Raw genomic sequence first — 16,819 nt, forward strand, 5'->3', positions numbered from 1 at the left:
CAGAGGACAAAAAAACGGCTGTATCTCCTGCTGCTGGTGGTGACGCCACGCCTGCCCGCCGTTCAGATCGTCTCTCAATGACTGCAGGGGCACCGGTGGATCAGGACGCACCCGCCAGTGCTTTCTCGATGGCCGGCATCAATTGCGTCTCAACAGAGCGCGTATCGAACGGACCGACCTTCTTGTAGAGGATCGTTCCATCAGGTGCGACGAGATAGGTTTCGGGAATGCCGTAGACACCCCAATCGATCGCCGCCTTGCCATTTGGGTCGACACCGATCGCAGAAAACGGATTGCCAAGCTCACCGAGAAAGCGAAGCGCATTTTCGGTCCGGTCCTTGTAATTGATCCCGACCAGATTGATCCGGTCGTCTTCAGCCAGTTGCATCAGGAACGGATGTTCATCACGGCACGGGATACACCAGGACGCAAAGACATTGACCAGCGTCAATCGTCCACTGATCTCCGCTGTCGTCAGGGCAGGTCGCTCTGACCCTTCAAGCGGCGGCAAGGCAAGCGTCGGCGCAACAGTGCCAATAAGGGCTGACGGGATTTCGGAGATATCCTTCCCGTGCACATCCTGCTCATAAAGCATCTTGCCAGCAGTCCCCGCGATCACCAGGAAAACTGCAAGTGGAAGAAGGGCAATCAGCAGACGTCCCTTGCCCTTGTCGGTATCACCTTGCTCGCTGTTTTGCGTGGTCATTCCGTTTCCCTGGTCTGGGCAGCAGCCGAGCGTCTGCGAATCCCGGCAGCCTCAAGCGCCTTCAACTCTGCCTGACGCGCACGACCATCAAGCCAGACCCAGGCAATCATTCCAAACAGAATGAGCGCAGTCGCGACATAGGAACCATAAACGTAAAAGGCATGGGTCATGTCGCAACTCCTGCAACAGTCTCGCGACCGGCCTGCCGCGCAGCCATACGGCGCTGGGCGCTGATGCGGCGGCGCCAGATCTCGTTGCGCATCGCCATCGTATGAAGCGTGAAAAACAGTAGGGTGAACGCGATTGCCATCACGAGAAGCGGCCAGAGAAATTCCGGATGAATGGTCGGACCATCCAGCCGCATGACGCTTGCCGGCTGATGGAGCGTATTCCACCAGTCGACGGAAAACTTGATGATCGGAATGTTGACGAACCCGACCAGGATCAGGACGGCACTTAAGCGAGCAGCCTTGGATGCATCGTCCATCGCGCGGTTCAGGGCGATGAGGCCGAGATACATGAGAAACAGAACGAAGACCGACGTCAGTCGCGCATCCCAGACCCACCATGTGCCCCACATTGGTTTGCCCCAAAGCGATCCCGTAACGAGGGCGATCAGCGTAAAGGCGGCACCAAGTGGCGCGGCAGCCTTGTGGCTGACATCGGCCAGCGGATGACGCCAGACCAGCGTGCCGATCGCCGAGAGCGCCATCACCGTGTAACACATCATCGACAGCCAGGCTGACGGGACATGCACATACATGATGCGCACCGTATCACCCTGCTGATAGTCGCCCTCGCTGGTAAAGCCCATATAGAGGCCAATTGCGAAGAGGCCAGCCGTGATGGCCACCATCCACGGCAAAAGCCGCGCCGAAAGGGCGAGAAAGCGTGTTGGATTGGCAAGATCACCAATCTTGTTGATGCCGAGGCTCGTGTCTGTCATGCGCTGTTTCTACCCTGTCTCAAGGCCCGCTGCAATTGATCCCTGTCAAACGAACCGATCACTAATCTGTGGCATTTCGCAGCGCGAGTGCCGCCGCTAGCGGCCCCAGAACCGCAAAAAAGAGGGTAAGTGCCGAAAGGATCAGAAAGGGCGGCAGGAAAGGTGCGGGATCTTCAACCGCAGCATAGGTTGCGCTGACACCGAAGATAAGAACCGGGATGGCCAGGGGCAAGACGAGGATAGAGACAAGCAGGCCACCTCGCGGGAGAGAAACCGCAACAGCGGCACCGGCAGCGCCGATGAAAGTAATTGCAGGCGAACCAATCAGGAGTGTGATTGCCACGGCACCGATCGCAATCTCGCTCATGTTCATGAACAGGCCAAGCAAAGGCGACGCGATCACGAGCGGCAAGCCGGTCGCCACCCAATGGGCCAGACATTTGACGAAGACAGTCATTACCAATGGTGTGTCCTGCATCAGAATGACGTCCAGAGCGCCATCATCCCGCTCGGCCTGAAACAGCCGATCCAAACCCAGCAAAGCCGATAGAAGCGCGCCAATCCATACGATCGCCGGACCGATCCTGGAGAGAAGATTGAGATCGGGACCGACACCGAAGGGGATGACGGCAACAACCGTCATGAAAAACAACACTCCAATCAGCGCCCCGCCTCCGGAACGGATGGAAAGCTTCAGGTCGCGCAGAAACAAAGCCATCATTCTGCGATCTCCAGATCGGAATAGACAAAACCCTGCATGACGATCTGCTGCGCATCCTGGAGGCCGATGGGCTGATGGGTTGCGGCAAGAACAATCCCCCCGCCCTGCCGGTGTTGCTTTACCAGATTGGCGAACATCAGATCGGCCTTTGCATCGAGTGCGGCCGTCGGTTCATCAAGGATCCAGATCGGCCTGTGGGCAACAAGCAGCCGCGCCATCGCAAATCGCCTCTGCTGACCGGCGGACATGTATCCATAGGGCAGATGGGTAATACCGCTCAAACCCACCGCATCGGCTGCCTCTTCCACAGCAAGGCTTCGGCCAGGCGATGTATCCCCCAGATAGCGCTTCCAGAAATCGAGGTTCTCGCCGACGGTCAGTTCCCGCTTCATCCCGTTTTTGTGGCCAAGATAATGCGACAGTTCGGGCACGGGACGCATCTCGGAGCCATCATCGATCTGGCATTGGACGCGACCTGATTCTGGCTGCAGCAGACCCGCAACGACACGCAAAAGCGTGGACTTTCCCGATCCATTTGCGCCCGTCAGCAACAGGGCACCTCCCGATTCCAACTGAAAGGAAACATTAAGGAAAAGGAGATCTTCACCGCGTCGGGCAGAGAGATTTTCAGCGCAGAGCCGCATTCTGTTGGCCTTTCGGCGACGTCTCTATCGCCTTTCAAAAAATGTCGAAATTCGCCGTTGGTTGGTCTGGTACCTTTCTTAGAAATTATCTATAAGACCTGCAACCACGCCAGCGGCCGGCGTGAAGTTCATCCTTGTGCCGAACTTGATCATTGCGAAGAGCAGTTTTCACGGGCGGACAGCGGAAATGGTCGTACCCGCATCCTGATGTGCATGAAGTGCATAGGCGTCCGCACGATTGTGTTGGCTATCAGTATAAGCGGGGTTTCTATCCGTGGCTAAATCACTCGACAGCTTCAATTGCCGGTCGGTTCTGACCGTCGATGGCAAAGACTATGTCTATTACAGCATTCCCAAGGCCGAAGAGAACGGCTTGAAGGGTGTTTCGAAGCTCCCCTACTCGATGAAGGTTCTGCTTGAGAACCTCCTGCGCAACGAAGACGGTCGTTCCGTCACCAAGGCCGATATCGAAGCCTGCGCTGCATGGCTCGTCAACAAGGGCCTGACCGAAGCCGAGATCGCCTATCGCCCTGCGCGCGTTCTGATGCAGGACTTCACTGGCGTTCCCGCGGTTGTTGATCTGGCTGCCATGCGCGATGGCATCAAGGCGCTCGGCGGTGATCCGGAGAAAATCAATCCGCTCGTTCCCGTCGACCTTGTCATCGACCACTCGGTTATCGTCGACGAATTCGGCACGCCGACGGCATTTGCCCGCAACGTGGAACTGGAATACCAGCGCAATGGCGAGCGCTACCGCTTCCTGAAGTGGGGCCAGCAGGCATTCAAGAACTTCCGCGTCGTTCCCCCGGGCACCGGCATCTGTCACCAGGTGAACTTCGAGTATCTCGGCCAGACCGTCTGGACGAAGGACGAGGACGGCGAAACCATCGCCTACCCTGACACCTGCGTCGGCACCGACAGCCACACCACCATGATCAACGGCCTTGGCGTTCTCGGCTGGGGTGTCGGTGGTATCGAAGCCGAAGCCGCCATGCTCGGCCAGCCAGTCTCCATGCTGCTGCCGGAGGTTATCGGCTTCAAGCTGACCGGCACGCTGAAGGAAGGCGTCACCGCGACCGACCTCGTTCTGACCGTCGTGCAGATGCTGCGCAAGAAGGGCGTCGTCTCGAAGTTCGTTGAATTCTTCGGCCCCGGCCTTGATACGCTGCCGGTCGCAGACCGTGCGACGATCGGCAACATGGGTCCGGAATACGGCGCGACCTGCGGCTTCTTCCCGGTCGATTCGGCCACCGTCGGCTATCTCGACATGTCAGGCCGCTCCAAGGAGCGCATCGCACTCGTCGAAGCCTATTCGAAGGCTCAAGGGATGTGGCGCGACAATGACGGCTCGCAGCTCGTCTTCACCGACACGCTCGAACTCGACCTCGGCGACGTCGTACCGTCGATGGCCGGCCCGAAGCGTCCAGAAGGCCGCCTGCCGCTCGAAACCATCGCCCCGAACTTCGCAACTGCTCTCGAAGGCGACTACAAGAAGCCGGGCCAGCTCTCCCAGCGTTGGGCCGTCGAAGGCACCGACTACGATCTCGGCCATGGTGACGTGGCAATCGCCGCCATTACCTCCTGCACCAACACCTCGAACCCGAGCGTGCTGATAGCCGCCGGCCTCCTGGCGCGCAACGCCGTTGCCAAGGGCCTGAAGACGAAGCCCTGGGTCAAGACCTCGCTCGCACCGGGATCCCAGGTCGTCGGCGAATACCTTGAGAAGTCGGGTCTGCAGAAGGAACTCGACGCGCTCGGCTTCAACCTCGTCGGCTTCGGCTGCACGACCTGCATCGGCAACTCCGGCCCGCTGCCGGGCCCGATCTCGAAGACGATCAACGACAAGGGCATCATCGCTGCTGGCGTTCTTTCGGGCAACCGCAACTTCGAAGGCCGTATCTCGCCGGACGTCCAGGCGAACTACCTCGCCTCCCCGCCGCTCGTCGTCGCCTATGCGCTCGCCGGCACGGTCCAGAAGGACCTGACCAAGGAGCCGATCGGCGAAGACCAGAACGGCAACCCGGTCTATCTGAAGGATATCTGGCCGACCTCTGCCGAAGTGCAGGAATTCATCCAGAAATATGTCACCCGCGCACTCTTCGAATCGAAGTATGCCGACGTCTTCAAGGGCGACGAAAACTGGCAGGCCGTCCAGGTTCCGGAAGGCCAGACCTATGCCTGGGACGACAAGTCGACCTATGTCCAGAACCCGCCCTACTTTGTTGGCATGGGCAAGACCGGCTCGGGCCTGAAGAACATCAAGGGCGCCCGCGTCCTCGGTCTCTTCGGCGACAAGATCACCACCGACCACATCTCCCCGGCCGGTTCGATCAAGGCGGCATCCCCGGCAGGCGCCTACCTCACCGAAAACGGGGTTGCTGTGGCGGACTTCAACCAGTACGGCACGCGCCGCGGCAACCATGAAGTCATGATGCGCGGCACCTTCGCCAACATCCGCATCCGCAACCACATGCTTGGCCCGAACGGCAAGGAAGGTGGCTACACCATCCACTATCCGTCCAAGGAAGAGCTGTCGATCTACGATGCAGCGATGAAGTACAAGGAAGAGGGCGTTCCGCTCGTCATCTTCGCCGGCGTCGAATACGGCAACGGTTCGTCGCGCGATTGGGCCGCCAAGGGCACCAATCTGCTCGGCGTCAAGGCCGTCATCGCGCAGTCCTTCGAGCGTATCCACCGCTCGAACCTCGTCGGCATGGGCGTCGTACCCTTTACCTTCGAGGAAGGCACCACCTGGGCTTCGCTGAACCTGAAGGGGGATGAACTCGTCACGATCGAGGGCCTGGAAGGCGAGATCAAGCCGCGCGAGAAGAAGATAGCCAAGATCACGTACTCGGACGGCACCGTGAAGGACGTACCGCTGCTCTGCCGCATCGATACGCTGGACGAAGTCACCTATATGAACAATGGTGGCATCCTGCAGACCGTTCTGCGCGATCTTGCAGCCTGATAGGCTGAACACCTGACGATGAAGGGCCGCCGGGCAACTGGCGGCCCCTTTCGTTTGGTCACGTTGGGAACCCGCAGAACGCTAACAACAGTTTCACCCCATCGTGACTTCCCGCTCAGAGTGGGAAGCGTTATCAGTGCAGCACCGAAAATGAGGCGCATCTGATCAATGTTGAAACTGACACGAATTGCGAGCCTGAATTGGCATTGGCGACCGGTCTTCGCATTGCTCGCTGTGTGCCTCGGACTGTTCGGCACAAAAGCATCAGCTGAGCAAGGGTTCCATCCAAAGGGAGTGATTGAACTCTTCACCTCCCAGGGGTGCCGCTCCTGCCCGCCGGCTGATCGTGCCTTTGAACGCATGGTTCAACAAGGTGACGTCGTCGCCCTTGCCTATCACGTTGACTACTGGAATTATCTGGGTTGGGCCGATACGCTGGCGACTTCCGAGAACACATCACGCCAATACGGATATGCCAAGACCTTTGGACGCAATGGTGTCTATACGCCCCAGGCGGTTCTGAACGGGCGCGAACACTTGAAGGGCACCGACACTGCTGAGCTGAATGCTCGCCTCGACAGGATGAAACGGACCGGGAATGGCCTGGTGGTTCCGGTGGCACTCGAACGCGACGGCGAGGAATTGAAGATTTCCGTCGGTCGTGGCGTAGGCAAGGCGAATGTGGTGGTCGTTTACTTCCGGAAGAACCAGGTCGTCGAGGTTCTTAAGGGCGAGAACATGGGTCAGAAACTCACCTACTGGAACAGTGTGACAGACGTTCAGACAGTCGGCATGTGGGATGGGAATGCTCTCGAGCTCACTTTGCCGGCAAAGCTTCTGAATTCCGAGAAAGCTGACGGCTGTGCGGTATTGCTTCAAGCATCCGGAGATGGCGGCGAGCCCGCGGAAATCCTCGGAGCCACTGTGATTGTGGAAAAGACAAGCTGAAGACTTGGTGTGGTCCGGCCCGAAACATTGGGGGGCTGGGGGTAGGGGGTCAATGCGCCAGACCGGACCGTTTGGCGCACCGCGCCAACCAAGTTAGTTATACTATATTTCTAACTTTGGCGAGCGTTTGTCGAAATTGAGGCGAACAGGCGAATCTTTACCGACATTGTGACAGCCGTCACCCATCATCCGAGTTTGCCCCACTCGCCATTCCGCCGCACATATCGACAAGTGATGCAAAGCGCTCCGGACGGAACGTCTGAAACATTCATTTGGCCAGCGCGTCATAGGCGGCTACCGCCTTCACAGCACGCTCACCAATCAACGCAGCGGGGTCCCCTGGCTTGTAAAGGCTCGAACCAAGACCGAAAGCACGCACTCCGACAGCCCAGTAATCTGCAAAATTCTTGTCTGCGACACCACCAACAGCACCCAGTGGCAGATGAGGAGGTAGAATAGCCTTAATCGCGGCTATCCCTGATGGACCGAGGACGCTTGCCGGAAAAAACTTCAAGGCAGACGCGCCACTCTTCGCCGCAAGCAATGCTTCGGTGGGCGTGAACACTCCCGGCATTGCCACCATCCCATGACCGACAGCACGTCGAATAACCTCGGGTTCGACATTCGGCGTTACCAGCAGGTTACCGCCAACGTCACGAAGATGATCGACCTGTACAACGTCAAGAACCGTGCCGGCACCAATCAGGACATTGGATGGCGCCCGTATCCGCGCTTTCTCGATGGAGACGAAGGGGTCCGGTGAGTTGAGCGGCACTTCGATCGCTTCAAAGCCAGCCTCAACGAGGACTTCCACGACCGCCTCAATCTCCTCCGGCTTGATCCCCCGCAGGATAGCGACAAGGTTGCGGCGAAGCGCGGGCCAGGCAACGGATGCAGTCATCGTTCAGTCCTTGAATTCATGGTCGAAAAGCGAAAGTGCACAGGCAAGCAGGCCACGACGCACCAGCAAGCCTCCATCGAGCTGCACGGGCTCACCGCCAGCTTTTGCGATGGCGCGGCCATAAAGACGCGTCAGCTTTCCCGTGCCGATCAGATGAGCCCTTTCGTGGCGCCGAAGGTCATCTCGGATGGCAGCGATTTCGGCACCGATCAGAAGACCAGAAAGGCGAGCTTCCGGGTTGACCTTTGCCCCTTGGCCGGCAAGCAAGCCTTCTGCACGGATTGAAAACAGTACCGAGGTCAGTGCGAATCCGGGCTGCAGCGCCTGATCGACAGCAGCGTCGAAAATCTCCGGATTGGCTTCTGGATCACCGTCTTCGGGAACGGACAGCCGGAGGATGGATTGCCGGCTAATCAGATTGAAAAGTTCGCCGGTCATGACGGTCGAGAAACGGCGAAGCTGGCCATCCTCGACGAGAGCCCATTTGGAATGGGTTCCGGGCAAGCAGAAAAGGGCATTGTCCAGCCCTTGTTCAAGCGCGCCGGCCAGCTGGGTTTCTTCACCGCGCATCACGTCAAACGCATTGTTTGCGCGCTGGCATATGCCCGGGAGAATATAGACCCGGCGGCTGACACCATCCGGCTGGACAGCATGTTGAGAGAGCCCCACCAACGGCGCCGGAGTCTCGACATAGGGCGCCTCCCGCCAGCCAGTCCGGGCACCCGCCATGCCCGCGATCACGACAGGAAGATCTGTGGAGGCGCCAAGGGCGGTCAGATGCCGCTCCAGCACCGCGGGATAGGCAGCCTTATCCAGACTGCCCATGCCCTCGGCGGATTGCCGTTCGCCGATGACCGTGCCTCGGCTGTCGACAAGCCATATACGGAGATTGCTGGTGCCCCAGTCGACGAGTGCGGCGAACGGCGAAGTGGTCACGACTGCTCCTCAGACGAGGTCGCTTGGCAGCAGGGCAGCCGGGATATCCTGATAGCAAACCGGCCTCAGGAAGCGGCGGATCGATAGGGTACCGACCGACGTTGCCCCGAAGTTCGTAGAGGCCGGATAGGGGCCTCCGTGAACCATTGAATCGGCAACCTCAACACCAGTCGGGAAGCCATTGGCCAGCACACGGCCCGCCTTGCGCTCCAGGATCGGCATCAGACGCTTCCCAAGTGTCTCATCCCCCGCCTCGACATGAAGCGAGGCGGTGAGTTGGCCCTGTAGACTGCGAGCCATAGCCACCATTTCGTCTTCGCTGTCGGCGATAACAACGAGACCGAGGGGGCCGAAAACTTCCTCGCCGAGCACATGGTTGTCGAGCCATTCCTTGGCGGTGGTCTGGAAGAGATAGGGGGTCGCATTGCGCAGATCGCAGGTGGAGGTGAGGACCGACCGAACTCCCTCGGTGCTCGCAATACGCGTTGCGCCGTCGCGATAGGCCTTGGCAATGCCGTCGGTGAGCATGGTCTGCGGCCCAATTCCCGAAAGAGCCTCAGTTGCCGTCTCGACGAAACTGTCAGCGTCAGCGCCTTTGAGAAGGACGACAATGCCCGGATTGGTGCAGAACTGGCCGGCACCCATCGTCAATGAGCCAACCCAGCCCTTGGCAATCGCTTCACCGCGGGAAGCAATGGCGTGTGGCAGGAGGAACATCGGATTGACGGAACCCAGTTCCCCGAAGAAGGGAATAGGCTCCGGGCGCTGAGCGCAAAGATCAAACAACGCCCGACCCCCGCCCAGCGAACCGGTAAAGCCGACGGCCTTGATAAGGGGGTGCTGTACGAGCGAAGTCCCAACAGCACGGCTCCCACCATGCACAAGAGAGAATACGCCTGGATGTATGCCGCAACGGGCGATCGCCGCTGCGATCGCTGCCGCAACAACTTCACCCGTTCCCGGATGGGCATCATGCGCCTTGACAACCACCGTGCATCCCGCAGCAAGGGCAGCGGCCGTGTCACCACCCGCAGTAGAGAAGGCGAGCGGGAAATTCGATGCACCGAAAACAGCAACCGGTCCAATCGGGCGCTGGATCATCTTGAGATCTGCACGCGGCAATGGCTTGCGATCGGGCATCGCGGGATCATGCCGTCGGTCCAGGTAGTCCCCCTTGCGAATATGCGATGCAAAAAGACGCAACTGACCTGTGGTGCGACCACGCTCGCCAATCAGGCGTGCTTCCGGAAGGCCGGTTTCCTGCGTACCGATCTCCGTGATAACATCACCGCGGGCGTCAATCTCCTCGGCGATTGCCTCCAGAAATGCGGCCCGCTCTTTACGTGAGGAGTAGCCATATGTTTCAAAGGCCTCCTCTGCGGCCTTGACGGCCTGATCAACCAGAGCCGGAGTGCCGGCATAAAAACGATGGACAGGCCCATGTGCGGGCGAGGAATCAAAGGTATTCTCGCTGCCAAGCCATTGCCCGGCAATCAGGTGCTTCCCCGTGAACTCATGGGTCATCGGTTTGCTCCTCCTGTGTTTTGGCGTTCAATCGTGGAACGGCTCGACTTCCTGTCGTTCGCCGCAAAGAAAGGCGTCAGCGACCAGTTGCAAAGGACGAAAATCGGCATCGCTCTGGCGGGACTGAATGAGTTTGGCAAAACGGTCATAAATGCCCGCATATTCCCGATCGGGGCCACTCTCCTCCAGCTGTCCACTGATATAGAGTTCCGAGCCGCCCTTGGATAGTGTGAGTTTTCCTAGATCGGTCTCGATCTCGATATCCCAGGTCTGCGGCCCTTCCTGACGCCAGTCGAGTTCGCAGGTGATCGGCACCCTGGAAGCCGTCCGCATGACAAGCGATGCAGCGATTGGCTGTTTCCGATTCGCTGGAAACGCGAGCCTTGAGCGATCGACTATGATCTCTTCGTCGACGAGTGCAGTCAGGATCGAGAGTGCATTGATGCCCGGATCGAACACCCCAAAACCGCCGGCTTCCCAAATCCAGGCCTGACCCGGATGCCAGCGACGGACGTCTTCCTTCCAGGTGATTACGATGGACCTGATCTCGCGCTTGGCGAGCCAGGCGCGCGCTGGCACCACTCCGAGTGCAAAACGGGAATGCCAGGTTGCAAACAGGACAACGCCGGCCCGAGCCGCAGCGTCAGCCAGAGCCTTGGCTTCACCAAGCGTGGTTGCCGGCGGCTTTTCCAGAAGAACATCGCGACCGGCAGCAATAGCCTTGCGCGCCATGTCAAAGCGAACCTCCGGCGGTGTGCAGAGGGAGACGGCCTGAACGTCAGGACAATCTCTGAGGAAGACATCAAAGTCTCCGTAATTCTCAACATCATCTACGCGACCGTTACGGCTCACAGCCGCCGCAAGCTCGAAACGGTCATCGCCCGCAATCGAGGGAATATGCTGGTCGCGGGCAATTTTCCCGATCCCGACCAGGGCCAGTTTGACAGGCTTGGACATGGTCAACCTCGCTCAGTGAGACTCGCGGCCAACAGCGGCCCCGCGACATCCTTTGAGGAAGTCGAAGTCTGCGCCGGTGTCCGCACCTTCGACATGATTGTGGTAGAGAAGCGCATAGCCACCCGACGGGGGCTCAACGGCAGGTCTCCAGGCCGCAAGACGGCGCTGCATTTCTTCATCGGAAATGTCGAGATGAACCTTGCGGGCTTCAACGTCGATCTCGATGAAATCGCCGTTCCGGACAATTGCCAAAGGACCGCCCCTCGCAGCCTCGGGAGACGTGTGCAGAAGCACGGTACCGTAGGCCGTGCCGGACATACGGGCATCGGAAATACGAACCATGTCCGTGATCCCCTTTCGCAGGACCTTGGGCGGCAGGCCCATGTTTCCGACTTCGGCCATGCCAGGGTAACCACGCGGCCCGCAATACTTCATCACCATGACGCAGGTTTCGTCGATATCAAGCGCCTCGTCATTAATCCGCGCCTTGTAGTCGTCGATATCCTCGAAGACGACAGCCCGACCGCGATGCTTCATGAGATGCTTCGATGCCGCAGAGGGCTTCAGGACGCAGCCCTTCGGTGCAAGATTACCCTTCAGGACGGCAATGCCGCCGTGAGGGGTCAGTGCATTATCCACCGGACGAATGACATCCTCATTCCAGTTGCGGACATTCTTGACTTCATCCCAGAGGCTTCCACCCGAGACGGTGAGCGTATCCTTATGCAGGAGACCGGCATCCCCAAGCTGCTTGAGGACCACGGGAAGACCACCGGCATAGAAGAATTCCTCCATCAGGTACTTGCCTGATGGCATCAGGTTAACGATCGTCGGCACCCCGCGTCCGCAACGGTCCCAGTCATCGAGCGTCAGATCAATTCCAACACGACCGGCGATTGCAAGCAGATGGACCACAGCATTGGTAGAGCCCCCAATCGCACCATTTGTGCGAATGGCGTTTTCAAATGCTTTCTTGGTCAGAATATCTGAGGGCTTCAGGTCGTCCTTGACCATCTGGACGATGCGTCGACCGGTCAACTGCGCCATCACACGACGGCGGCTGTCGACGGCGGGGATCGCTGCATTGCCGGAGAGCGCCATGCCCATGGCCTCCACCATCGAGGCCATCGTCGATGCCGTTCCCATCGTATTGCAGGAACCCGGTGAGCGGGACATGCTCGCTTCGGCCTCGACAAATTCTTCAGGCGACATTTCGCCCGCCTTGACAGCTTCGGAAAACTTCCAAAGATGCGTTCCCGAACCGACGCGCTCGCCGCGGAAATAACCGTTCAGCATCGGACCGCCGGAAACCATGATGGCCGGCAGGTCGCAGGATGCAGCACCCATCAGCAGCGAGGGAGTCGTCTTGTCACAACCGACAAGGAGGACAACACCGTCAATCGGCTTGCCGCGAATGGCTTCTTCGACATCCATTGCACCGAGGTTGCGGAACATCATGGCAGTGGGACGAAGAGCCGATTCCGAGACCGAGAAGACGGGAACTTCGACGGGGAAGCCACCGGCTTCCCAGACACCATTCTTCACGCGTTCGGCAAGATCGCGCAGATGAGCGTTACAGGGCGTCAGTTCGGACCATGTATTGATGATGCCGATCACCGGGCGCCCATCAAAGAGATCTGCGGGAAATCCCTGATTCTTCATCCAGCCACGGTGATAGATGGCGTCTCGCCCGGTCCCGCCGAACCACTCCTGCGATCTGAGTTTACGCGGCCAGGCCGCCGGTTTGAAGTCTGTCATGATCTTTCTCTGTGTTGTTTGGTGAGTGCGCGATCAAATGTGTTCGCGCTGGTCTCACAGCATGTTGACGACAACGGCTTCGCGCGGAGCCTGCGCGAGCCTGTTGCGAAGCGGTAGACCCAATTGTGGGGCTTCAATTTCAAAGATATCGCCCTCTAACGTCTGGAATCCGTCAGCGCAAGAAAGCGTTGCGGTACCATACATATGCACATGCAGGTCGCCCGGCAGGCAGAACAAAGCGTACTTAAAATGGTGATATTCCAAGTTTGCAATCGAGTGGGACATGTTCGCCTCCCCGGAAAGGAAGGGCTTTTGCCATACGACGGTGCCGTTGCGGAGGATTCGGGAAGTCCCCTCCACACTTTCTGGCAAAGGCCCGACGCGCAGTTCTGGCCCGAAGGATGCAGGTCGCAGCTTGGAGTGGGCGAGATAGAGGTAGTTGATCTTTTCGGTCACGTGGTCGGAAAACTCGTTGGCAACCGAAAAGCCAAGGCGATAGGCAGCTCCATCATCACCAATGATGTAGAAGCCCGCCATTTCGGGTTCTTCGCCGCCGTCAAGTGCAAATGACGGGGAGACCAGATCAGAACCTGGTGCGATCGCATTGAAGCCGTTGCCCTTGTAGAACCATTCCGGCTGAACACCCGTTTCCCCGGGTTGTGGCTTCCCACCCTCGATACCCATGCGGAACATCTTCATGCTGTCGCTCATGCCGGCAGTGTCGGCATGCATGCTGTCACGTGCCGATGCCGAGCCGGTATGTGTGAGGCCCGTTCCCGTCAGATACATATGGGCCGGATCCGGATGACGCACCGGGCAATCCAGCTTGTTCTCTGCCGCAAGCGCCAGGAGATCGACACTCTCACCATATCCCTGACGGACAACCAGTTGAGCAAGGCTCGTCCTTGCCGCGATCGCGGCCTTTGCAAGCTCATAAGTCGTTTGAAAACCGATCACCAAACGAGCCACGTCGCCTTCACGGCATATGACGCCGCCGGATTTCAGTTGCGATAGAAACATGTGGCGGACCTCAGACTGCTTTGTTCTTGTTATAGACATCGAAATAGACGGCAGCCAGAAGCACGAGACCCTTGATCAGCTGCTGGTAGTCGATACCGATGCCCATGATTGACATGCCATTGTTCATGACACCCATGATAAAGGCGCCGATGACGGCACCGGTGATCTTGCCAACACCACCTGACGCAGAGGCCCCGCCAATGAAGCAGGCTGCGATCACATCGAGCTCGAAGCCCACACCCGCCTTCGGGGTCGCCGAGTTGAGACGCGCCGCAATGATCATTCCGGCGAGGGCGGCGAGCGCACCCATGTTGACGAAGGCGTAGAACGTCAGTCGCTCGGTATTGATACCTGAAAGCTTGGCCGCCTTCTCGTTACCACCAAGCGCATAGATGCGCCGACCGATGGTGGTCCGTGTCGTGACGAAGGCATAGATGGCAATCAGGACCGCCATGATGACGAGGACATTCGGCAGACCGCGATAGGTCGCGAGCTGATAGCCCAGAAAGACCGCGACAATGCTGATGATTGCCATCTGAACAGCAAAGAAGACGAAGGGCTCATTCTCCGTACCATGCTCATCATTCAGTCGCCGGTTGCGCATGCCCGTGTAGATCGCAAAGGCCACAAGGGCGAGGACCGCAATCAGTGCCACATAATTCTTGATTTCGCTCGTCGCCGGATCGGTGAAGGACAGGAAATCAGGAATGAAGCCGGTTGAGAGAAGCTGGAATTCCCTGGGGAAAGGACCAATTGGGCGTCCTTCAAGAATGACATAGGTCATCCCGCGAAAAACAAGCATGCCGGCAAGCGTCACGATGAAGGATGGTATCTTCTGATAGGCGACCCAGTAGCCTTGGGCGGCGCCCATGGCAGCACCGATCAGGATGCAGAGCGGTACGACCACGACCGGTGACCAGTCCCATCGGACAAGCATGATGGCCGCCACACCGCCGATGAACGCGACGATGGAACCAACGGACAAATCGATATGACCCGCCACGATGATAAGCAGCATGCCCAGCGCCATGATGACGATGAAAGAGTTCTGCAAGACGAGGTTGGTGATATTGACCGGTCGGAACAACACCCCGTCGGTCAGGAACTGGAAGAGCAGCATGATGACGACCAGCGCCAGCAGCAGTCCGTATTCCCGTATATTCTTGCGAAGATAATCGCCCACAGAGACATTCGGGGCTTGGGGTCTCGTGTCGGTGGCCATTAGCTTTTCTCCCCAGAACGCATGATGGCGCGCATGATGGATTCCTGGCTTGCCTCTTGTTTGGACAGCTCTGCCACCATGCGCCCCTCGTTCATGACATAAATGCGATCGCAGGTTCCAAGAAGCTCAGGCATTTCTGACGAGATCATCAGGATGCCTTTCCCTTCGGCTGCGAGTTGGTTGATGATGGTGTAGATTTCGAACTTCGCGCCAACATCGATGCCGCGCGTCGGTTCATCCAGGATCAGCACTTCAGGATTGGTGAAGAGCCATTTGGAGAGGACAACCTTCTGCTGATTGCCACCGGATAGATTGACCGCTTCCTGATAGATCGAATGGGAGCGGATCCTGAGCTTGTTCCGGTAGTCGGAGGAAACGGCAGCCTCCCGACGCTCGTCGATGATCCCCTTGCTGGAAACATCGGGCAGATTCGCCAGTGTCGTGTTGTCCTTGATGTTGTTGTTCAGGACAAGACCCAGATGCTTCCGGTCTTCGGTGACATAGGCAAGACCCGCCTTGATGGCTTTCGGTATGGTACTGACGTCAACAGGCTTGCCATGCATCATCACTTCGCCCGATATCCTGTGACCCCAGGATCGACCAAAGATGCTCATGGCTGTTTCCGTGCGACCGGCACCCATCAGTCCGGCGATGCCGACCACTTCGCCTGCGCGAACCGAAAAGCTCACATCATGCAGAAACTTCCGGTCCCGGTGGTTCTGGTGATAAACGTTCCAGTTCTTCACCTCGAGAAGGGTTTCTCCGATATCGGGAACGCGCGGCGGATAGCGGTCCTCCATATCACGCCCGACCATGCCCTTGATGATCCGGTCTTCGGAGATCTCCTCGGTATGACAGTCCAGCGTCTCGACCGCACCGCCATCGCGAAGAATGGTGATCTGATCCGCCACTTTCCGAATTTCATTGAGCTTGTGAGAAATGATGATGGAGGTCATGCCATGGCGGCGAAATTCCATCAAAAGGTTCAGGAGCGCATCAGAATCCGTTTCGTTGAGCGAGGCTGTCGGCTCATCGAGGATCAGGAGACGGACTTTTTTGGAAAGGGCTTTGGCAATTTCCACAAGCTGCTGCTTGCCGACACCGATGTCGGTGACCCTCGTGGAGGGCGAATCCTTCAACCCAACCTTCGCCAGGAGTTCCTGAGTCCGCGCAAAGGTGCGCGGCCAATCGATAACCCCCTTTGAGGCGATCTCGTTGCCGAGGAAGATGTTTTCGGCGATCGACAGCAGAGGGACGAGTGCCAGTTCCTGGTGGATGATGATAATGCCAAGTTCTTCGCTGTCTGAAATCGTGCTGAAGCGACGCACCTTGCCGTCAAAGTGGATTTCACCGGTGTAGCTGCCAGCAGGATAAACTCCGCTGAGCACTTTCATCAGCGTCGATTTGCCAGCACCGTTCTCCCCAACCAGAGCGTGGATTTCGCCTTCGCGGACTTTGAAGCTGACGTCGTCCAGAGCCTTCACCCCGGGAAACGTCTTGGTGATGCCGCGCATCTCGAGAATGATATTGTTCATAAAGGTATTCCAGAGCGCTTGCGGGCTCTTGCG

15 protein-coding genes are annotated in these 16,819 nt (G+C 58.3%); 2 read left to right on the plus strand and 13 right to left on the minus strand.

Annotated elements, in window-relative coordinates:
* Window positions 1-100: 100 nt before the first annotated feature.
* From FE840_RS04230 to ccmA, 5 genes are all read right to left on the minus strand, one after another.
* Window positions 101-706 (minus strand): DsbE family thiol:disulfide interchange protein, encoded by a 606-nt coding sequence (locus FE840_RS04230; RefSeq protein ID WP_138286949.1) that lies wholly within the window; start codon window positions 704-706, stop codon window positions 101-103.
* Window positions 703-876, minus strand: a complete 174-nt coding sequence (gene ccmD / locus FE840_RS04235) for a heme exporter protein CcmD (protein WP_138286947.1) — start codon at window positions 874-876, stop codon at window positions 703-705. The genes FE840_RS04230 and ccmD overlap by 4 nt, the downstream gene beginning before the upstream one ends.
* On the minus strand, window positions 873-1,652 hold the full coding sequence (locus FE840_RS04240) for a heme ABC transporter permease (protein WP_138286945.1): 780 nt from the start codon (window positions 1,650-1,652) through the stop codon (window positions 873-875). Before FE840_RS04240 ends, ccmD begins: the two co-directional genes overlap by 4 nt.
* A gap of 61 nt (window positions 1,653-1,713) precedes the next feature.
* Window positions 1,714-2,373: a heme exporter protein CcmB gene (gene ccmB / locus FE840_RS04245; RefSeq protein ID WP_138286943.1), complete on the minus strand. Its 660-nt coding sequence runs from the start codon at window positions 2,371-2,373 to the stop codon at window positions 1,714-1,716.
* The gene (ccmA, locus tag FE840_RS04250) at window positions 2,370-3,017 is read right to left on the minus strand and encodes a heme ABC exporter ATP-binding protein CcmA (protein ID WP_138286941.1); all 648 of its coding nucleotides are present in this window, start codon (window positions 3,015-3,017) and stop codon (window positions 2,370-2,372) included. Before ccmA ends, ccmB begins: the two co-directional genes overlap by 4 nt.
* A gap of 274 nt (window positions 3,018-3,291) precedes the next feature.
* Between ccmA and acnA the strand changes: the two genes are divergently transcribed.
* Together acnA and FE840_RS04260 are read left to right on the plus strand one after the other, a co-directional pair.
* Window positions 3,292-5,985 carry an aconitate hydratase AcnA gene (gene acnA / locus FE840_RS04255; protein ID WP_138286939.1) on the plus strand — a complete coding sequence of 898 codons (2,694 nt, stop codon included), beginning with the start codon at window positions 3,292-3,294 and terminating at the stop codon, window positions 5,983-5,985.
* 168 nt (window positions 5,986-6,153) lie between these two features.
* Entirely contained in the window at window positions 6,154-6,933 is a 780-nt protein-coding gene (locus FE840_RS04260; RefSeq protein WP_138286937.1) for a DUF1223 domain-containing protein, read from the plus strand.
* A gap of 268 nt (window positions 6,934-7,201) precedes the next feature.
* Here the strand turns inward: FE840_RS04260 and FE840_RS04265 are convergent, their stop codons facing one another.
* Genes FE840_RS04265 through mmsA form a run of 8 tightly spaced genes read right to left on the minus strand, consistent with a single transcriptional unit; the run spans window position 7,202 to window position 16,786 of the window.
* Window positions 7,202-7,834: a 2-dehydro-3-deoxy-6-phosphogalactonate aldolase gene (locus tag FE840_RS04265; protein WP_138286935.1), complete on the minus strand. Its 633-nt coding sequence runs from the start codon at window positions 7,832-7,834 to the stop codon at window positions 7,202-7,204.
* Between the two features lie 3 nt (window positions 7,835-7,837).
* Window positions 7,838-8,770: a 2-dehydro-3-deoxygalactonokinase gene (locus tag FE840_RS04270; protein ID WP_138286933.1), complete on the minus strand. Its 933-nt coding sequence runs from the start codon at window positions 8,768-8,770 to the stop codon at window positions 7,838-7,840.
* A 9-nt stretch (window positions 8,771-8,779) separates the two neighbouring features.
* Window positions 8,780-10,294 carry an aldehyde dehydrogenase (NADP(+)) gene (locus FE840_RS04275; RefSeq protein WP_138286931.1) on the minus strand — a complete coding sequence of 505 codons (1,515 nt, stop codon included), beginning with the start codon at window positions 10,292-10,294 and terminating at the stop codon, window positions 8,780-8,782.
* A gap of 27 nt (window positions 10,295-10,321) precedes the next feature.
* Window positions 10,322-11,251: a Gfo/Idh/MocA family protein gene (locus tag FE840_RS04280; protein WP_138286930.1), complete on the minus strand. Its 930-nt coding sequence runs from the start codon at window positions 11,249-11,251 to the stop codon at window positions 10,322-10,324.
* 12 nt (window positions 11,252-11,263) lie between these two features.
* Window positions 11,264-13,009: an L-arabinonate dehydratase gene (gene araD / locus FE840_RS04285; RefSeq protein ID WP_138286928.1), complete on the minus strand. Its 1,746-nt coding sequence runs from the start codon at window positions 13,007-13,009 to the stop codon at window positions 11,264-11,266.
* A gap of 54 nt (window positions 13,010-13,063) precedes the next feature.
* Entirely contained in the window at window positions 13,064-14,029 is a 966-nt protein-coding gene (gene araD1, locus FE840_RS04290; protein WP_138286926.1) for an AraD1 family protein, read from the minus strand.
* Between the two features lie 10 nt (window positions 14,030-14,039).
* Entirely contained in the window at window positions 14,040-15,251 is a 1,212-nt protein-coding gene (gene mmsB / locus FE840_RS04295) for a multiple monosaccharide ABC transporter permease (protein ID WP_138286925.1), read from the minus strand.
* The gene (gene mmsA, locus FE840_RS04300; RefSeq protein ID WP_138286923.1) at window positions 15,251-16,786 is read right to left on the minus strand and encodes a multiple monosaccharide ABC transporter ATP-binding protein; all 1,536 of its coding nucleotides are present in this window, start codon (window positions 16,784-16,786) and stop codon (window positions 15,251-15,253) included. The genes mmsB and mmsA overlap by 1 nt, the downstream gene beginning before the upstream one ends.
* Window positions 16,787-16,819 lie beyond the last annotated feature (33 nt).

It is taken from the genome of Peteryoungia desertarenae (genome assembly GCF_005860795.2).
Taxonomy (GTDB): Bacteria; Pseudomonadota; Alphaproteobacteria; order Rhizobiales; family Rhizobiaceae; genus Allorhizobium; species Allorhizobium desertarenae.

Bases quoted from the DNA above. Each gene is read 5' to 3' on its own strand.
- FE840_RS04265 (WP_138286935.1), bottom strand. From the start codon at position 7,834: ATGACTGCATCCGTTGCCTGGCCCGCGCTTCGCCGCAACCTTGTCGCT.
- ccmD (WP_138286947.1), bottom strand. From the start codon at position 876: ATGACCCATGCCTTTTACGTTTATGGTTCCTATGTCGCGACTGCGCTC.
- FE840_RS04280 (WP_138286930.1), bottom strand. From the start codon at position 11,251: ATGTCCAAGCCTGTCAAACTGGCCCTGGTCGGGATCGGGAAAATTGCC.
- FE840_RS04260 (WP_138286937.1), top strand. From the start codon at position 6,154: ATGTTGAAACTGACACGAATTGCGAGCCTGAATTGGCATTGGCGACCG.
- FE840_RS04240 (WP_138286945.1), bottom strand. From the start codon at position 1,652: ATGACAGACACGAGCCTCGGCATCAACAAGATTGGTGATCTTGCCAAT.
- FE840_RS04275 (WP_138286931.1), bottom strand. From the start codon at position 10,294: ATGACCCATGAGTTCACGGGGAAGCACCTGATTGCCGGGCAATGGCTT.
- ccmA (WP_138286941.1), bottom strand. From the start codon at position 3,017: ATGCGGCTCTGCGCTGAAAATCTCTCTGCCCGACGCGGTGAAGATCTC.
- mmsA (WP_138286923.1), bottom strand. From the start codon at position 16,786: ATGAACAATATCATTCTCGAGATGCGCGGCATCACCAAGACGTTTCCC.
- araD (WP_138286928.1), bottom strand. From the start codon at position 13,009: ATGACAGACTTCAAACCGGCGGCCTGGCCGCGTAAACTCAGATCGCAG.
- araD1 (WP_138286926.1), bottom strand. From the start codon at position 14,029: ATGTTTCTATCGCAACTGAAATCCGGCGGCGTCATATGCCGTGAAGGC.
- FE840_RS04230 (WP_138286949.1), bottom strand. From the start codon at position 706: ATGACCACGCAAAACAGCGAGCAAGGTGATACCGACAAGGGCAAGGGA.
- ccmB (WP_138286943.1), bottom strand. From the start codon at position 2,373: ATGATGGCTTTGTTTCTGCGCGACCTGAAGCTTTCCATCCGTTCCGGA.
- mmsB (WP_138286925.1), bottom strand. From the start codon at position 15,251: ATGGCCACCGACACGAGACCCCAAGCCCCGAATGTCTCTGTGGGCGAT.